The organism is Tenacibaculum halocynthiae (assembly GCF_964512825.1).
In the GTDB taxonomy this organism is placed as follows: Bacteria; Bacteroidota; Bacteroidia; order Flavobacteriales; family Flavobacteriaceae; genus Polaribacter; species Polaribacter halocynthiae.
In genome coordinates this window covers 1-16,446 of sequence record NZ_CAZELG010000012.1, presented here as the reverse complement: position 1 = coordinate 16,446, position 16,446 = coordinate 1, and the positions used below count along the sequence as shown (strand labels likewise).

The following is a 16,446-nucleotide window of genomic DNA, read 5'->3' as shown; positions in this document are numbered from 1 at the left end:
ATAGAATGAAAAAAATTACGCTATTACTAATTGCTATTTTAACAAGTGTTATTTCGTATGGACAAGTAAAGATTAAACCTGGTGTTAAAGCTGGATTAAACTTTTCTGACTTTACAAACTTAAATACAGTAAATAACACGTCAGGAAATGAAGGAAGAACATCATTTCATATTGGAGGAACTGTATCTTTTAAGTTTACTGATTTATATACTTTACACCCTGAAGTATTATACTCTGAACAAGGTGCTGAACTTAAAGGGATAAGAATAAACGGAACAAGTGTTAGTGACGTGAAAATAAAAGCAAATTACCTTTCTTTTGTGGTAAATAATAAATTCTTTTTAGGAAGAGGTAGATTTAACTTACAAGTTGCTCCAGTTATAGATATTCTTGTAAGTAACGAAAATATTAATGATCCATCAAGTTTTGATTTTAGTGTAATGGGAGGAGTTGGTTATAACTTTCCTTTTGGATTAAATGTTGATGTTAGGTATAAACAAGGAATAACAGATCTATTTGGTAGAAATGTTGGGACTAATGCTTCTACAACTAATATCAATGATTTAGTGTTAAACCAAGTTTTTCAACTAAGTTTAGGATACGAATTTGACCTATAAGAAATGTTATTAGAAAATTTTTATACGTTAGAGTCAAATAGTTTACTTGATGATAACGTTGTGAAATCAACAATGATTTTGAATAATGACCATCAAGTTTTTGATGGTCATTTTCCTAACAACCCGGTTACACCAGGTGTTTGCATGATGCAAATAATAAAAGAAATTGTAGAGCATACTTTACAATTAGAATTGCAACTATTTAAAGTTTCTAATGTGAAATTTACAGCATTAATAAATCCCAATGTAAATAAAGAACTACAACTAGAAACAGTAATTATTAAAGAGTTGAATTCAATAAGAATTAAAAACATTAGTAAATTTACTAACGGAACAATAGCTTTAAAATATAATGCTACCTTTAACATAAAATAAAATATTTTTGTAGGGTGAATAATGAACGTAAATATAATTTTGATGATTATAAGTGTTGTGTAATTATACCAACTTATAATAATGAAAAAACCTTACAAAGAGTAATTGAAGGGGTTTTATTATACACCCAAAATATTATTATTGTCAATGATGGATCTACAGATCAAACGTCAAACATTTTAAAAAACTACTCTTTTTTAAAACAAATTAGCTACACAAAAAACAAAGGTAAAGGAAGTGCTTTACGACAAGGATTTAAATTAGCAAATAGCCTTGAGTATGAATTTGCTATTACAATTGATTCTGATGGGCAACATTTTCCAGATGACCTCCCTGTTTTTTTAGAAAGACTAAAAGAATATACTAAAAAAGATATTTTACTTATTGGAGCTAGAAACATGGATCAAAGCTCAGTTCCTAAAAAAAGTAGTTTCGGAAATAAGTTTTCTAATTTTTGGTTTTGGGTAGAAACTGGAATAAAACTAGAAGATACCCAATCAGGTTATAGACTATACCCATTAAAACCGATTAGTCAAGTTCAATTTTATACTACTAAATTTGAATTTGAAATAGAAGTTATTGTAAAAATTGCTTGGCGAGATATTCCTGTAGAAAATGTACCAGTAAAAGTATTATATGATGAAAGTGAACGGGTATCACACTTCAGACCAGTAAAAGATTTTACAAGAATAAGTATTTTAAACACTTGGTTGGTGTTAGTAACTTTTTTATACATTAAACCAAGAAACCTTTTAAGAAGGTTAAAAAAAAAAGGGCTAAAAAAGTTCTTTAAAGAAGATGTTTTAGGAAGTAATGAGTCGCCTTTAAAAAAAGCATTATCAATTGCTTTAGGGATATTTTTAGGAATATCACCATTTTGGGGTTTTCAAGGGGTTTTAGCAATTTCATTTGCATACATTTTTAAACTAAATAAAGCAATTTCATTTGCTTTTTCTAATATAAGTTTACCTCCTTTAATTCCTGTCATCGTATTTTTAAGTGTAAAAATGGGGGAGTTAATTTTAAATGAAAAAGTTGCTTTTAAGTTTGAAAATATTAAAAATTTAAAAATGCTAACTCATTTAAAAGTATATGTTATAGGAAGTCTCTCTTTAGCTTTTTGTTTAGCCTTAGTTAGTAGTGTGATAGCATATTTTATATTTAGAAAAGCAAGTAAAGGTATCAATGAGTAATTTTTTTTATATAACATATAATTTTTTTAAAAGAAGAAAAACAGTAGGTATTATTGTTTTTGTCGTATTGTTTTTAAGCACCTTTTTTTTAGCCTCTAAAATATCTTTTGAAGAAGATATTTTAAAGTTAATTCCAAAATCACAAGAGTCTAAAAAACTTGAAAAAGTACTAAACACCACAAATTTTTCTGATAAATTAATAGTTAAAATAACTAGAAAAGAAAATTCTAAAGTAAAAGAATTAATAAGTTACGCTTCCGAATTAGTAGATAGTATTTCAAAGCATACAGCTCCATATATAAAAAGTATAGAAGGAAAGATAGATGATTCTAATATTCTAAACACTACGGATTTTATATATAAAAACCTTCCGTTGTTTTTAAGTGAAAGCGATTATATTGAAATTAAAAAAAAACTTAAAAAAGAGAATATAGAGAGTTTAACACGGAAAAATTTTAAAACATTAGTATCTCCTACAGGAAGCATTGTAAAAAAGCAAATAATAAGAGATCCTTTAGGATTAACCTTTTTGGTTTTAAATAATTTAAAAAGTTTAAGCGTTGGGGATAATTTTATTTTAAAGAATGGTTTTTTAATGAGTAAAGATGAAGAGAACATTCTTCTATTCATTAATACTCAATACGCCTCAAGTGAAACAGCAAAGAATACGTTCTTTATAAATGAATTAAAAAATATAGCTAAAAAACTTACAGTTAAATATGAAGATGAAATTTCTGGAAAATACTACGGAGCTACTGTAGGAGCAGTAGAAAATGCAACACAGATAAAATCTGATATTCAAATAACAGTAAGCATTGCTTTATCAATATTAATAGTAATCTTAATTGTTTTCTATAAAAAAATAACCATCCCTTTTATATTATTTATACCTACACTTTTTGGAGGGGTTTTGGCTGTAGCGGTACTCTTTTTTATAAGAGGAAAAGTTTCAGCTATATCATTAGGTATTGGTTCAGTATTGTTAGGAATTACTTTAGATTATTCACTTCATATCCTTACTTTTTTAAGAAACGAAGGAAGTGTGAAAAAGTTATATAATGAAATTTGTAAACCAATTCTTATAAGTAGCTTAACTACAGCTAGCGCTTTTTTATGTTTACTTTTTATTAATTCACAAGCTTTGCAAGATTTGGGGATTTTTGCAGCTATAAGCGTTATAGGGGCATCATTGTTTGCTTTATTTTTTATACCTCATGTTTATACATTTAAGAAGAATAAAAAAGCAAAACAAAATATATTAGAACGTATTGTTACGTATAAATTTCATACTAGTAAAATACTTATAATAGGTTCTTTACTATTAATAATAATTAGTTGTTTTACGTATAAAAAAGTATCTTTTAATCAAGATTTATCAGCATTAAATTATAAATCAGATCAACTAATAGAAATAGAAAAAGAATTAGATGGTTTAATTAATATTTCAAAAAAATCTATATACTTAGTTGCTTACGGAAACTCTGAAGAAGAAGCTTTACAAATTAATGAAAGAATATTAAGAAAACTACAAAAATTAAAAAACGAAAATAAAATTATTGAAATAAAAACCATCAGTAATTTTATTGGATCAGAAAAAAGTCAAAATATAAAATCAGAAAAATGGAAAGCTTTTTGGACTGATGAAAAAATAGAAGAATTAACGAATAATATAGAAATAAGTGCGAAAAAAGTTGGATTTAAACCAACAACTTTTTCTGGTTTTATAAATAAACTTTCAGCTACGGTTAACAAAATAGATATTAATACATACAAGGAAAGTTCAATAATCCCTGTGAAAGATTATATTGTTACAAAAAATGGGTTTACAACGATAACCAACATTCTAAAGGTTGAAAAAGAATTTACCCAAGAAGTTAGAGAGTTATTTAAAGATAATGAAGAAGAAATACTTATAGATAGAAAAGAAATGAATGAAGTTTTTTTAGGAGGGCTTAAAAATAACTTTAATTCATTAATGATATGGTCTTTTTTAGTAGTTGCAGTATTGTTATTATTTTTTTACAGAAACATTTATTTAACTCTAATAAGTATTATACCAGTTTTTTTAACATGGGTGATAACCGTTGGTTTAATGGGGCTTTTAAAAGTTGAGTTTAATATTTTTAATATTATAATATCTACATTTATTTTTGGGTTAGGTATTGATTATAGCATATTTATTACTAACGCATTAGTAAAAGAATACCAAACAAAAGGAAGTTACTTACCTAATCATAAAATAGCAATACTTTTATCAGTTTTAACCACAATTTTAGGAGTAGGGGTTTTAATATTTGCAAAACATCCAGCATTATATTCTATTTCAATAGTTTCTGTTATTGGTATTATTTCTGCTATTTTTATAGCATTTACAATTCAGCCATTATTGTTTAAACTTTTTATAGGTACACATAAGCAAAAGCAATTAAAAATACCTCAGTTTATTTTTTCAATACTATCGTTTACTTATTTTGGAGTAGGAGGTATAGTACTATCGTTATTTAGTGTAAGTATAATGAAAATTATACCTATTAGTAAAAAGAAGAAGATGAAATGGTTTCATAAAGTGATTTCCAAATTTATGGGATCTGTTTTATGGTCTTATCCTTTTTTAAGAAATAAAACAATTAATGAATTTAAAGAAGACTTTTCTAAACAAGCATTAATCATTGCCAATCATAATTCGTTCTTAGACATATTGACTATTGGTAAATTACACCCAAAACTTATTTTTTTAGTAAATGATTGGGTTTATAACTCGCCTATATTTGGAAAAGCAGTGCAATTAGCAGGTTTTTATCCTGTTTCTGCAGGAATAGAAAACGGTTTAGAGCATTTAGAAGAAAAAATAAAGCAAGGATATAGCGTAATGGTTTTTCCAGAAGGAACTAGGTCAGAAACTAATAAAATAAAAAGATTTCACAAAGGAGCATTTTACCTAGCTGAAAAATTTAAATTAGATATTATTCCTGTTTTAATTCATGGAGCTTCAGAAGTACTTCCTAAAACAAGTTTTATTATAAATAAAGGAACGATAACGACAAAAATTTTAAAGAGAATTTCAAGTTCAGATGTATCCTTTGGAGTTAACTATAGTGAGAGAACAAAAAAAATAAGTACGTATTTTAAAGAAGAGCATAATAATTTAAGAGAGGAGTTAGAAGATCACACTTATTTTTATAAAACAATACTAGAAAGCTATCAGTATAAAGAAAAAAATGTAAGAAGCTATGTTAAAAAAGATTTTAAAAAACATATAGTACTGTATAATAATTTACTAAAAAAAATAGCAAAAAAAACAACTATTATTCATGTAACGGAAAGTTATGGAGGACTTGATTTTTTACTGACATTAAACTCATTAGATAGGAAGGTTTTTATTCATGCGAAGACTAAAGAGATTAAAGAAATTATAGAGAGTAATTATTTAATGGAAAACAAGAAAATTAAAATCTCTGAAAATTTAGAAGAAGTTCTTTTACAGGAAGAAGCTATAATTATTATAGATAGAAAATTAGAAGATAGCGAACTTAAACAAATTAAGGAGAAAAATAATAGCACTATCTTTTTTATAAAAGATACATATCAAAATAATTATAACTTTGATAATTATACGATTAGTGAAGAAGATAAACTAGTTACTTTAAAAAGATAGAATGAAAGAAAAATACGATATCGTAATTATCGGAAGTGGTTTAGGAGGATTAGTTTCAGCTAACATAATGGCTAGAGAGGGGAAAAGTGTATGTATACTAGAAAAAAACAATCAGTTTGGAGGTAATTTACAAACCTTTGTAAGGAATAAAACTATTTTTGATACAGGCGTACATTATATAGGAGGATTGTCTGAAGGGCAAAACCTATATAAGTATTTTAAGTATTTAGGTATTATGGACAGTCTTAATCTACATAAAATGGATGAAGACGGATTTGATATAATTACATTTGATAATGATGTAAAAGAATACAAACATGCCCAAGGTTATGAAAACTTTATTAAAAAATTAGTAGAAGAGTTTCCAGAAGAGAAAATAGCAATAAAAGCATATAGTGAAAAGTTACTAGAAACATGTAATCAATTTCCTTTGTATCATTTAAAACATGGTGCTCCGTATTATGATAATGTTGAAATGTTTGAATTAGGAGCTAAAAATTATATTGATAGTATTACCACTAATAAAAAGCTAAAAGCTGTATTATCTGGAACAAATTTATTGTATGCAGGAGATAAGAATAAAACACCTTTTTATGTTCATGCACTCGCTGTTAATTCATATATAGAAAGTGCTTATAGGTGTGTAAATGGAGGTGGTCAAATATCTAAGGCACTGATAAAAAAAATTAAAGAGTTTGGAGGAGAAGCATATAAATATAAAGAAGTGAGTAAATTTAATTTTGATGAAAACAATAAAATAACATCTGTAGTTACTAGAGATGGAACCATTGTTAAAGGGGATACTTTTATATCTAATGTAGACCCTAAACAAACATTAAGATTAGTAGAAGATAAAATAACATTAAGAAAATCATACGTTAATAGAATACATAATATAGAAAACGGCATTTCTGTTTTTAGTTTGTATATAGTTTTAAAACCAAAAACATTAAAATATAAAAATAGAAACTATTACCATTTTAAAGATGAAAATTCAGTTTGGGAAGGACAAGATTATACACAAGAAAATTGGCCCAAATCATATATGTTATCTATGGGGATAAAAAAAGGAACTGAAGAGTGGGGAGAGAGTCTTACAGGAATGACTTATATGCATTTTTCAGAAATGCAACCATGGCTTACTACTAAAAATACAGTTGCAGACAAAAACGAAAGAGGGCAAACGTATGAGGAGTTTAAAGAAGAGAAAGCTGAGGTTTTTATTAAAGAAATAGAGAAGAAAATACCTAATATAAGAGAATGTATTGAAGAAATACACACATCAACTCCATTATCTTATAGAGATTATATAGGTAATAATGAAGGAGCAGCTTATGGATATGTTAAAGATATTAGCAATCCTTTAAAATCTTTTATAGCTCCAAAAACAAAAATTAAAAACTTACTGTTTACCGGACAAAGTTTAAACATGCATGGTATTTTAGGAGTAACTATAAGTGCTGTAATAACCTGTTCAGAATTAGTAGGGAGAGAATATTTATTAGACAAAATTTTAGAAGCGAATTCAATTAAAAAATAATGTGTGTAATGTGTAAAAGAAGATATACATATATTTTAATTGCATTAATAGCACTGGTTTTCAGTTCTTGTGGTATATCAAAGTCATTGCATGATATTCCTGATATATCACACTATAAAACGACCATTGAAAAGAGAAATAAAATTTCAGATACTGTTTTTAATATTGGTGCTAATTTTATTTCAAAAAACGAAGAAGGATTATGGGAATTGTATGTGTCTGGAAATCCGCTAGAAATAGGCTTAAAAACAGGAAGTTTAACTCAAGAACTTTTTCATAAACAAGAAGATGCATTTCTTTCAAAAGTAAAAAAGATAGTCCCTTCAAAATTCAAACAATTTTTATTAAGGAAATTCTTAGCTTGGTTTAATCGAAAAATGTATTTGCATATATCAGAGGAGTATAAAACGGAGATTTATGGATTGTCAAAATATGCATCTCCAAAATACAATTCAATAGCAAATGAATATTTAAGAATATTGTACTTGCATGGTGCTCATGATATTGGGCATGCATTAAAAGATTTAGCATTAGTAGGCTGTTCTTCATTTGCCGTTTGGGGAGATAAAACAGTTGATGGGAAGTTGGTTTTAGGAAGAAATTTTGATTTTTATGCAGGTGATGATTTCGCTAAAGAAAAAATAATTGCATTTGTAAATCCTACAAACGGACATAAATTTATGTCGGTAACTTGGGCAGGAATGATTGGTGTTATGTCTGGTATGAATGAGCATGGATTAACAGTAACTATAAATGCAGGGAAATCAAAAATGCCTCTTGTTGCTAAAACACCAATATCTATAGTTACCAGAGAAATTTTACAATATGCATCAACCATAGATGAAGCAATAGAAATTGCAAAAAAGAGAGAAGTTTTTGTGTCAGAGTCTATTTTAGTTGGTAGTGCAAAAGATAATAAAGCAGTTACAATAGAAGTTTCTCCTAGTAATTTTGGGGTTTATGATGTTGAAAATACTAGTCAGTTAATTTGTTCTAATCATTTTCAAAGTGAAGCATATAAAAATGATAAAAAAAACACAAAACACATTGAAGAAAGTCATTCTAAGTATAGATATTTAAAAATGCAAGAATTAATAGGGGCAACTAAAAAGGTAACACCAAAAGATGCTGTTGATATTTTAAGGAATAAAGAAGGGCTTAAGGGAAAAGAGATAGGTTTTGGGAATGAGAAAGCATTGAACCAGTTATTAGCACATCACGGAATAGTATTTAAGCCATCAGAACGATTAGTTTGGGTGTCAACTAACCCATACCAATTAGGGAAGTTTGTAGCGTACGATTTGAATGAGATTTTTAATAATGAAAACAAAAAAGCAAACTACTCATTATCTAAAAAAGAATTATTAATAAAAGAGGATGATTTCTTGTATTCACAAGCATATAAAAACTATGAAATCTATAGAAAACAAGAAAAAGAAATTGAACTACTATTAAAAAACAAGCAAAATATAAACAGTACACTTTTAAAAAGTTATATAGAAAATAATGAAAGCTTTTGGAAAGTGTATTATTTGGTAGGAAAATATTATTATAGTAAAAAATATTATCGAGCTTCTTTAACGATGTTTTTAAAAGCTAAAGAAAAAGAAGTAACTACTTATCAAGATAAAAAGAGTATTGAATCATATATTAGAAAATTAAAGAGAAAGTTAAAAAAATGATTCCTAAAATAGAACAAGCATCCCTTTCAGAAATTAAGATTTTTCAAGAAAAAAAAATGAGAACTCTTTTGAGTTACTTAGAAGAAAATTCGAAATTTTATCAAAAAAGATTCAAAGATAATAGTATCGATATTTTTACAATTAAAACAGTAGAAGATCTAGAAAAAATACCGGTTACTACAAAAGAAGATTTGCAAATAAATAATGAAGATTTTATCTGTGTAAAAAAGGAAGAAATAATTGATATTGTTACTACTTCAGGAACATTAGGAGACCCTGTTACTTTTATGTTATCTAACAATGATTTAGATAGACTTTCTTATAATGAATATATTTCGTTTGCTTGTGCGGGAATAACGAATAAAGATGTAGTACAACTTACCACAACCCTTGATAAACGTTTTATGGCAGGGCTAGCGTATTTTTTAGGAATACGAAAGTTAGGTGCATCAGTTATAAGAACAGGTGTTGGTAGTCCTGAATTACAATGGGATTCAATTATTAGATTAAAACCAACATGTTTAGTAGTTGTGCCTTCTTTTTTATTAAAACTCATAAGCTATGCTAAAAAACACCAAATAAACTTAAAAGAAGTTAGTGTTCAAAAGGCAGTTTGTATAGGTGAGCCGGTAAGAAACCAAAATTTCACGTTAAATGCATTGGCTAAAAAAATCAAAGAAGAATGGGATATTGAATTATTTTCCACCTATGCTTCTACAGAGATGAGTACAGCTTTTACAGATTGTAAAGAAAAAAACGGAGGGCATCATCATCCAGAACTTATTATAACTGAGTTGTTAGATGAAAATAATAAACCTGTTAAAGAAGGAGAGCCTGGAGAGTTAACAATAACCACTTTGGGGGTAGAAACAATGCCTTTGCTTAGATATAAAACAGGAGATGTTGTTACGATACATAATGAACCATGTAAATGTGGTAGAAACACATATAGAATAGGGTCAGTTTTAGGAAGGAAGAAACAAATGATAAAGCTAAAAGGAACTACTATTTTCCCTGAAGCTATTAAAAGTGTTTTAAATGAATTTAATGAAATAATAAATTTTGTTATTGAAATTTATCATAATGAAATTGATACAGATGAGGTTGTTTTAAAAATAGAAACAAATTCAGATGAAGGAAAGCTAAAAACACGAGTTGCAGAAAGATGTAAAACAAAGCTAAGAGTTGTTCCACATATAGAATTTACTAGCAAAGACGAAATACAAAAACTAAGGTTTCCTAAATTAAGTAGGAAACCTGTAGATATTATTGATAAAAGAATAACATAGTTATTTCTTTTTCTTTTCTTTCTTCTTTTTACCAAATAAACCTCCTAAAACATCTTTTACTTTATTAACGGTTGCATCTTTGGTACTTGTTGAGGTTTTAGTTGTATCCTTTTTAGAATTTCCTAGTAAATTTCCTAACGTGTTTTTAACTAAATTGTCTTTTTGTTGTTGAATTAATTTCTGACTTAATTTTGAAACAGAAGAAGATAAATCAGTAGTAACACTTGGAGATGTCATGTTTCCTGTAATCGTTGCAGTAACTGGTACCGTTATGTTTTGATCTTTAGCGCTTAGTTTTGATAATAAGCCAGATACCTCACTTCCTAAGTATTTAGCAGGAACATCTAAAGTAACGTTATAATTCATACTCTGATCAAAACCATGACTTCCTCCTATATTAATGCCAATATCTTTATATTTTAATTTAAAAGGAGCTACTGCTACTTTTCCTTGTTTAAACGATAAATGTGTTTTTATGTCTGATAAATCTAGTTTTGTTAAATCTATAAATGATAATTTATTATCTAATAAACTTAAAGCTTTTGAATTTTCAGGGTTAATTTTAGTAGTTAAAAGTCGAGCTAAAGCTTTTCCAGAAACAGAAGTTAAGTTTGGGGTGAAATCTTTATTCAAACTACCGCTTAAATTAATGTCTGAATTTAATTTTCCATTCATAGCACCAGCAATTGGGCTTAATGATTTTAATAAATCCATACTAGTAAAAGATTGAGAAATATCAAATGATTTAACTCCTAATTTCATAGCAAAAGTAGGTTGCTTCTTCTGGGTATTTACTTCTCCATTTAATGCTATTTGCCCGTTAAAAATTCCTGCATTTACATTTTGTAAAATAGCTTTTTCATCCTTTAACCATAAAGTTCCTTTTACATTTTTTAAAGTTAAGTTGTCATAATGAACAGTTTTAGCATCTGCTAAAACTTTACAATCTAAGAAAGCTGGAATTTTTAGTGATTCTTCTGTTGAAATCTCTTTAGTTTCCGATTCTTCTTTTGAAGTATCATCGTTGGTAGGAGTATCTGTGTTTTTTTGCATGAAATCACTCACATAAAAATTGTTAGATTTCACATTAAAAGTACCTTGTAGTTTTTTGTTTGACAATAAAAATCCAAGAAGGTTATTAATTTTTCCAGTAGCATTCATGTCACTTTTTCCAGTTTTAGCGTCAAACTTTGTTAGTGAAATTACTTTAGGATCAAAATTAATTTTGGTGTTTTTTATTTCAAGAGGGTTTACAATATCTTTTGAAGAAAAAACAAAATCGCTTACCTCAATAGTACCATCATTTTTAATACGCCCAACAATGTTCTTTTTAATAGCATCAACATCAAAGCTAGTTCGCAAATTTGCTTTTAATTTACCGCTTAATTCATTTTTTAAATCAACAGGGTAGGCTTTGTTAATATTGGCTAAATTTAAGGTTCCGTTTAAATTTGCTTTTACTAACGGATTTGTGGTTAAGTTGTATAAACTTCCTTTTCCAGAAAAAACATCTTCATCAATTTTAAAAGAAAGATTGTCAATGGTTATAAAGGTGTTTTTAACCTTTCCAGTAGTGTTTTTTAATTGAGCGTTGATATTTATGTTGCGAACACTTTTAGGTAAGTCAGGGTATTTAAAAGAGGCATTTTTAGCATTTACTGCTATATCCAGTTTTGGAATGTTTTTTTCATCAATGGTTCCAAATACTTTTCCGGCTACACTAAAGTTTCCTGAGGTTTTAACATCAGCGATGTTTTTAGCATAAACCTCTGGAATTAAGCCTAAAAAATTTTTAAAGTCAGATGATGGAGTTTTAAAATCGATATGTACTTCTTGGTTATTCTCATTTATTTGAACAAAACCATTAAAAACAAGTGCAAGGTTATTCAGCTTAGCTTCATTTTTTAAAAATGAAAACTTTTTGTTTACTAAATCCATTCCAAGAATAGCATCTAAAGATATCTTTTGATTTTTTGCATAGTAAACATTGTCCATTCCAAATGAAATAGTAGATGTTGTTTTGGTAGTTAATTCTGAGTTTGATTGAGAAAAATCACCATAACCACTATGATTAAAGTCGTTCAATAAAAGAGACATTTTTCCTTTTTTATCGTTGTATTTAATAGTGGTATTACTAATACTATAACCGTCAATTGATAATCCAAAAGTAGAAGGTTCACTTTCTTCTGAAGCTTCTTCATTAATTGTAACTTCAGTAGAAGGTTTAGCAATATCATAATTTGCTTTTCCTTTTTCATTAACCATTACGTTTACCAAAGCATTGTCAATAGTAAAAGATTTTATGTTTAATTGGTCAGAAGAAGCTTTAAAAAGTTCAGTAAGTTTTAGTTTTAAAACAACGTCTTTCGCATACAGTAAAGTATCTCCATCAAAAGGCTTATGATTTATTACTGAAACATTAGAAAGTGTAACAGATGCATTTGGGAAATTCCTGAGTAAACTTAAGTTACCATCAGAAAAATCAACCTTTGCATTTACGTTGTTGTTTACAGTTTCTTTAACCAAACCAAGAATCTTATCTTGAAATAATAAAGGAATGCTTACTAATAAAATGAAAATGACTAAAATAAAGCCAATCAATATTTTATAAACTTTTTTCATAGAGGAAATATTTTAAAGTATATATTATTAACGGGCAAAGTTCAGTATTTATTTGTTAACATATCGCTAAGAAAACTATAAAAATAAAAGTTTTGGTAATTTTGCTTTTGAAAACGAACAATAAATGAGTAAAAAAGAGCAATATTCTAATTTTATAAAAGCCCAAGCTAAGAAATTAGGGTTTTTAGAATGTGGTATTGCAAAAGCCGAATTTTTAGAAAAAGAAGCGCCTCGTTTAGAAGCGTGGTTAAAAAATGATTTTCATGGTGAAATGAAGTACATGGAAAACCATTTTGATAAGCGTTTAGATCCAACATTGTTAGTAGAGGGCGCAAAATCTGTAATATCACTAACGTATAATTACTTTCCCGAGGAAGTTCAATCAAAAGATAGCTATAAGATTTCTAAATATGCTTATGGGCAAGATTATCATCATATTATAAAAAATAAGTTAAAAGCATTATTACAGCTTATACATGATGAAATAGGGGAGGTGTCTGGGCGTTGTTTTGTAGATTCTGCTCCAGTTTTAGAACGTGCTTGGGCAGAAAAAGCAGGTTTGGGTTGGAATGGGAAGCATTCATTATTAATACAGAAACAGCAAGGGTCTTTTTTCTTTCTAGCTGAATTAATTATTGATTTAGAATTGGTGTATGATCATCCATTTACTACTGATCATTGTGGATCATGTACTCGTTGTATTGATGCATGCCCAACAGAAGCCATTTTGCCAAATAATACGGTTGATGGTAGTAAGTGTATTTCATATTTAACAATTGAATTAAAAGATGCTATTCCTACAGCGTTCAAAGAAAAAACGGAAAACTGGATGTTTGGATGTGATATTTGTCAGGATGTTTGTCCATGGAATCGTTTTTCAAAACCACATACTGAACCTTTGTTTTCACCTCAAGAAAACTTATTAGAAATGACTAAGCGAGATTGGCAAGAGTTAACCCAAGAAACGTTTAGTAAAGTATTTAAAAAATCTGCAGTAAAACGAACCAAGTTTAGTGGTTTGCAATGTACTATTTCTTTTTTGGAGAGTGATTAACTAAATCTTTTTCTTTATATTATTCAATCAGATTTTGTTATTTAATTAGTTTAATGATATTTATTAACTAATAAAGTACTTGTTTAAGTACTTTTTATGTATCTTTGCTTTATGGAAACAGTAAATTATACAGATTTTCGTTCAAATTTAAAGCATTGGTTTGATAAAGTAGTTAATGATGTAAGTGATATTGTTATTAAACGTAAAAACGGTAAAGACCTTGTATTAATTTCACTAGATGAATATAACTCACTAAAGGAAACCACTTATTTATTAACGGGAAAAAATAGAGATGTTTTATTAGATTCTATTAAAGAGCTAGAAGGAGGTTCTGGCTTAGATAAAGATTTAATAGAATAGATGAAATTAACTTGGTCTAGTTCTTCTTGGGATGATTATTTGTATTGGCAAAAAGTTGATAAAAAAATAGTTAAACGAATTAACGATTTGATAAAAAGTTGTAAACGGACACCTTTCGAGGGCATAGGGAAGCCTGAAGCTTTAAAAGGTGACTTACAAGGGTATTGGTCAAGAAGAATAACATCAGAGCATCGATTAGTTTATAAATATGATAAGGAACAAATTTTGATAGCAGCATGTCGGTATCATTACGGTAAGTAACTTATGATACTGTCATGTTATTAAGAAAAGATTTAATTAATAAAACCAATATCATCAATTTCTAAAATTGTAGCATCATCTTGGAAATTTCTTGCGCTTGAATATTTCCAATCTTCAGGGTTTACTACTAAACCACTTTCTACTGGATTATTATGTATGTAGTCTATTTTCTGTTTGATAACTTTCTCACTCCATAATTCTATAGGTTTGTTGTTTTGTTGCCAAAATTGACGTTTAGTAGTAGTTGCATTCTTTTTACCTGCTCTTTCAAGCATCCATAACAACCATTCTTTTCTGCTTTCTTGTGGGTTGTTTTCTATACATTCTATTACTTTTTTAGAAGTATGTCGTTTAAAATCTCGCAATAATTCTGAAGGTTCACTTTTTGAGGAACGGAATATAAAATGGACATGACTTGGCATAAAACAATAACAATATAATTCCATTCCTTTTTCTTTTCTACAGTAGTTTATACTATCTACTAACACATCAAAATATATTTGTCTTGTAAATACATCTATCCAATTTATAGTTGCAAAACTTACAAAATATAAACCTGATTTATTATGGAATTTATAATTTCTACTCATAGCATAGCTAAAATACAAAAAATAGGTTTCTTATTTTCTATTAATTATTTTGGTTCATTTGCTACCGCTAGTATTAACTAGTGGCCAACAAGTTTAGTTTTATTTAGTTAAACAAAATAAAATCTATATTATAGAACTTCCACCCATAGTCTTTTAGAATTTTTTATCTAAAATAGCTACTTATTAAGATAGTTTATAGCAAAAAAGCCATAACATTTTACCGTTATGGCTTTATACTTTATTTCTCTTACCGCTTATTCATATACGCCACTAGTTACAAAATAGCGGGAGCTGGGGGTTTTGTGATATAACTGTAGTTGTTTGGATTGGAAGTATTGAACATAATTAAAAATATTTTTTATTACACTTTGGTAACAAAAGTAAACAATCTGTTATTTCTAAACAATACTTTTGGATTTTTTTTTACAGTTTGCTGCTATATTTTTGCTTAATCCCTTACAGAACGGTAACTATTGATACATTATGAGCACAACTTTTGGTAATAGATTAAAAAATATTAGAACAGAAAAGAATATCAAACGTGAAGATTTAGCTTCTATGATTGGTACGTCTTCTGCTATTATTGGAAGATACGAACGTAACGAGCGTACACCATCGATTGACATTGCCAAAAACCTTGCACAAGCTCTTAATGTTTCTCTTGATTTTCTTGCTGGCGACACTTCTGTTTTGGTAAAGGATAAAGAAGTTTTACAGCGTATTGAAGATATTTCTAATTTATCGGAAGAGAAGAAAAAGTATATTTTTGACTTTATTGATATGTGTTTACGTGATGATAAAACACAACAAGCTTATAAATAGAAAAACCACCTCGTTAAAGGTGGTTTCATCTTTATTATTTTAATAATTTAAATTCTATTTACTTACTCATAACCGCTACTAGTTATAAAAACTAGCAGTAGCATCACTCGGACATACTAGCACCATCAGAGGAAATCAATAGTTTATGATTTTTATAATTGCATTTTCTTGTTAAAAATTCTAGTCCTTAATCTTGATGATAGTTTTATAGCAAAAAAGCCATAACATTTTATCGTTATGACTTTATATTTTATTATTCTTACCGCTTACTCATATACGCCACTAGTTACAAACTAGCCTTTACTTTGTGATAAGGTAACTTATTAAGATATAAGTTATATTTAAAAAGAAAAGTAAAAGTGAACTATGAATGCTAGCTAGTTAGT

Annotated in this window: 13 protein-coding genes; 11 read left to right on the top strand and 2 right to left on the bottom strand. The window is 27.9% G+C overall.

Going from position 1 to position 16,446, the window contains the following annotated elements:
* Nucleotides 1-5 precede the first annotated feature (5 nt).
* The 7 genes from ACKTTQ_RS03405 to ACKTTQ_RS03375 are packed head-to-tail and all read left to right on the top strand — an operon-like array spanning nucleotide 6 to nucleotide 10,351.
* The gene (locus ACKTTQ_RS03405; protein ID WP_408048402.1) at nucleotides 6-617 is read left to right on the top strand and encodes a porin family protein; all 612 of its coding nucleotides are present in this window, start codon (nucleotides 6-8) and stop codon (nucleotides 615-617) included.
* A gap of 3 nt (nucleotides 618-620) precedes the next feature.
* Nucleotides 621-992, top strand: coding sequence for a hotdog family protein (locus tag ACKTTQ_RS03400; protein ID WP_408048401.1), 372 nt, complete (start codon nucleotides 621-623; stop codon nucleotides 990-992).
* A gap of 14 nt (nucleotides 993-1,006) precedes the next feature.
* The gene (locus ACKTTQ_RS03395) at nucleotides 1,007-2,185 is read left to right on the top strand and encodes a DUF2062 domain-containing protein (RefSeq protein WP_408048400.1); all 1,179 of its coding nucleotides are present in this window, start codon (nucleotides 1,007-1,009) and stop codon (nucleotides 2,183-2,185) included.
* Nucleotides 2,178-5,840: a 1-acyl-sn-glycerol-3-phosphate acyltransferase gene (locus ACKTTQ_RS03390; protein ID WP_408048399.1), complete on the top strand. Its 3,663-nt coding sequence runs from the start codon at nucleotides 2,178-2,180 to the stop codon at nucleotides 5,838-5,840. The genes ACKTTQ_RS03395 and ACKTTQ_RS03390 overlap by 8 nt, the downstream gene beginning before the upstream one ends.
* A 1-nt stretch (nucleotide 5,841) precedes the next feature.
* Nucleotides 5,842-7,380 (top strand): phytoene desaturase family protein, encoded by a 1,539-nt coding sequence (locus tag ACKTTQ_RS03385; RefSeq protein WP_408048398.1) that lies wholly within the window; start codon nucleotides 5,842-5,844, stop codon nucleotides 7,378-7,380.
* A gap of 8 nt (nucleotides 7,381-7,388) precedes the next feature.
* Complete coding sequence (locus ACKTTQ_RS03380) at nucleotides 7,389-9,062, top strand: C45 family autoproteolytic acyltransferase/hydolase (protein ID WP_408048397.1); 1,674 nt, start codon at nucleotides 7,389-7,391, stop codon at nucleotides 9,060-9,062.
* Nucleotides 9,059-10,351, top strand: a complete 1,293-nt coding sequence (locus ACKTTQ_RS03375) for a phenylacetate--CoA ligase family protein (RefSeq protein WP_408048396.1) — start codon at nucleotides 9,059-9,061, stop codon at nucleotides 10,349-10,351. Before ACKTTQ_RS03380 ends, ACKTTQ_RS03375 begins: the two co-directional genes overlap by 4 nt.
* Here ACKTTQ_RS03375 and ACKTTQ_RS03370 read toward each other — a convergent pair whose 3' ends face one another.
* Nucleotides 10,352-12,973, bottom strand: coding sequence for an AsmA-like C-terminal region-containing protein (locus tag ACKTTQ_RS03370; RefSeq protein ID WP_408048395.1), 2,622 nt, complete (start codon nucleotides 12,971-12,973; stop codon nucleotides 10,352-10,354). It abuts the gene before it with no gap.
* A gap of 124 nt (nucleotides 12,974-13,097) precedes the next feature.
* Between ACKTTQ_RS03370 and queG the strand changes: the two genes are divergently transcribed.
* The 3 genes from queG (at nucleotide 13,098) to ACKTTQ_RS03355 (ending at nucleotide 14,648) form a co-directional block, all read left to right on the top strand.
* Nucleotides 13,098-14,027 (top strand): tRNA epoxyqueuosine(34) reductase QueG, encoded by a 930-nt coding sequence (queG, locus tag ACKTTQ_RS03365; protein WP_408048394.1) that lies wholly within the window; start codon nucleotides 13,098-13,100, stop codon nucleotides 14,025-14,027.
* A 111-nt stretch (nucleotides 14,028-14,138) separates the two neighbouring features.
* The gene (locus ACKTTQ_RS03360; RefSeq protein ID WP_408048393.1) at nucleotides 14,139-14,387 is read left to right on the top strand and encodes a type II toxin-antitoxin system Phd/YefM family antitoxin; all 249 of its coding nucleotides are present in this window, start codon (nucleotides 14,139-14,141) and stop codon (nucleotides 14,385-14,387) included.
* The gene (locus ACKTTQ_RS03355; protein WP_408048392.1) at nucleotides 14,388-14,648 is read left to right on the top strand and encodes a Txe/YoeB family addiction module toxin; all 261 of its coding nucleotides are present in this window, start codon (nucleotides 14,388-14,390) and stop codon (nucleotides 14,646-14,648) included.
* A gap of 32 nt (nucleotides 14,649-14,680) precedes the next feature.
* Here the strand turns inward: ACKTTQ_RS03355 and ACKTTQ_RS03350 are convergent, their stop codons facing one another.
* Nucleotides 14,681-15,238 carry an REP-associated tyrosine transposase gene (locus ACKTTQ_RS03350; RefSeq protein ID WP_408048391.1) on the bottom strand — a complete coding sequence of 186 codons (558 nt, stop codon included), beginning with the start codon at nucleotides 15,236-15,238 and terminating at the stop codon, nucleotides 14,681-14,683.
* A 483-nt stretch (nucleotides 15,239-15,721) separates the two neighbouring features.
* On the opposite strand from ACKTTQ_RS03350, the gene ACKTTQ_RS03345 reads away from it, so the two are divergent.
* Nucleotides 15,722-16,060 carry a helix-turn-helix domain-containing protein gene (locus tag ACKTTQ_RS03345; RefSeq protein WP_408048390.1) on the top strand — a complete coding sequence of 113 codons (339 nt, stop codon included), beginning with the start codon at nucleotides 15,722-15,724 and terminating at the stop codon, nucleotides 16,058-16,060.
* Nucleotides 16,061-16,446: the final 386 nt, after the last annotated feature.